The organism is Acinetobacter sp. Swhac1 (genome assembly GCF_013390985.1).
Taxonomy (GTDB): domain Bacteria; phylum Pseudomonadota; class Gammaproteobacteria; order Pseudomonadales; family Moraxellaceae; genus Acinetobacter; species Acinetobacter towneri.
The window spans coordinates 1-2,181 of the sequence record NZ_JACASN010000082.1 but is presented as its reverse complement, the minus strand read 5'-3'; the positions used below and the strand labels follow the sequence as shown (position 1 = coordinate 2,181).

The following is a 2,181-nucleotide window of genomic DNA, read 5'->3' as shown; positions in this document are numbered from 1 at the left end:
AAGTATTTGGATTGTCACTGCTTGCTCCAAAGTTAACATGTTGAGCAGTCCAAAATGACCGCTATATTAACCAAGGGGGTCAGTTTTTAAATGCCATTAGGGGGTCATTTTTACACTGCCGCTAACAGTCTTGGGAACACATTATCAACGATATAAGAATAACAACCTTATCCAATATTGCATTGTGCTGTGTTGGCTGCAATGCATCTAAAGGCAATAAAGACTTAGCAACTTGGTTCCATTCTGAGAATGCTCGAAAAAGAGGCGTCACCACTGAGACAATTGCAGATGTCATCAAAGTAGCTTTAGATAGTTAATAAAGCTTTTAAGTACCACAAGCCCTATAAGACACCCGATCAATCACATTTGATTATTGTATTGATCTAATAATTTAAGCTTAACATCTGATTCCACCATGAGTATCCAAACAAAGATCGGGTACTCATTTTACGAAGTGACCACCTGATATGTGGCTAATAGAATCATCGAAAATTTTCTAGGGATTTGATATAAGTTATTAATTTCAGACAATAAAAAACCCCCAAGTCTTAATATGCTTGAGGGCTTTTCCTTTATATGGTCCCGAGGGTCAGAACTATATCCAAACAATAACACCATGATATTAAAAGATATTTTAATTAAATATACCAATGTATAGCTTTATTTTCTATTTCACCCTGCTTCAACACTCGTTCGCTAGGCTCTATATCTTGATGAATAATTATCTAAATTTTCAACGAAATAAAAAGCCAACTTTCAATCGTCGGCTTTGTTGTTAGCAATATTTAGCAGATTGGCTCGGTTGATCCCCCATGTGAAATATTAAACAATTTGTCTTCTTAACATAATGATTTTTAATATCCGAAGATATATATGCCTCATCGCTTATATATGTTTTATATTTCAAATCAATATGATTAATATTCTTACTGCCTTTCCAAGAAAATAGATTCTCATGCCACTATCTAAACGTAGAAAAAAACCGCAACCGAACAAGCAAACAAGTTCACACCCTCGCCTAACTCCTCAAGCATTTGCTAAAGCACTTGCTAAGTATGAAATACTAAGAAATTCGACACGAAGAATTTTTCATATTCTTGAAGAATATTCCGAAAATCAAAATGAACATTTTAAAGATCAAATGTTTACTGGAATAGGAACAGGTATACTGTTAAAGCAAGGATTAAATTACTTTCTATTAACGACGCGTCACACATTACTCGACTATATAGATAATCATGAAAATTCTAATACTTCACCCTTTTGGGTTACATCTAGAGCTAACCATAGCTTTAAATCTATAAATGACTTCTTATACCCGAAGTATTTCGTAGAGATTGCTGATCTCATAGAGGAACATGAATACTATGACTTTAAAGATGTAATTTTAGTCGAGTTATTCAATCCTATGCCTGGTCAGGAGATTAATTTTTGGATCGATGTCGATAAAACTGCCACATTAGAAATAAATGATTTTAAAGAAGGAATATTGTTATTCGATAATGGATTTACGGAAAAATCGAACGAAATATTCTATGACTCAGAAAACGCAACTATGAGCTTTAATCCCGATATTCACTCATGTAGCACTATAGTTAATAGAGATGTTATTAAAGGAGTGATGACGAAGGATACCTACACTCATGTTTTCAAAAAGTTAAGTTATTTGAGTGAAAACACAAATGGAATGTCGGGTGGATTAATTGTAGGATTCCATCGAGGTAAAGTTAAATGTGTAGGTATGCACATTAGAGGTAGCGAAGATAGCGATAATATTAATTTTTTACCGATTAGTGAAATTTTTAAAGCAGTGAAAAGACATGAAGAAGCCAAAAGAATTATTATCGATTACTGCCATCAAGAACGTGTGGAAAGTGGAGAAAATTTAATAGGGTTTGATGATCTTTTTATCATTTGGGCAAAAAATATGAATCTCCAGCTAGATGAACTTACTCCAAAGCAAATCTTTGAACAAAGAATAGTTTTCGTGAAAGATAATTTAGAAACATTCGTAGCTGATATGAAGGATAGAGATAGAATATTAAATAAAAATATCTCTGTACACGACAAAAATAGATAACTCATTGAAATAATGTCATAATAATTGTTTTCTAACGACGAATACTATGACACATCTCAATGAGTTATATCTTATCTTAAACAAATATCTAAAATGGAACA

General features: G+C 32.8%; 1 protein-coding gene. It reads left to right on the top strand.

Annotated features, from left to right (window positions below; translation table 11 throughout):
- The first annotated feature begins 955 nt into the window (after positions 1-955).
- Complete coding sequence (locus HX743_RS15880) at positions 956-2,080, top strand: hypothetical protein (protein WP_178319661.1); 1,125 nt, start codon at positions 956-958, stop codon at positions 2,078-2,080.
- Positions 2,081-2,181: the final 101 nt, after the last annotated feature.

What these genes read in the sequence shown, in the direction of transcription:
- HX743_RS15880 (WP_178319661.1), top strand. Translation starts at nt 956, where the DNA reads ATGCCACTATCTAAACGTAGAAAAAAACCGCAACCGAACAAGCAAACA.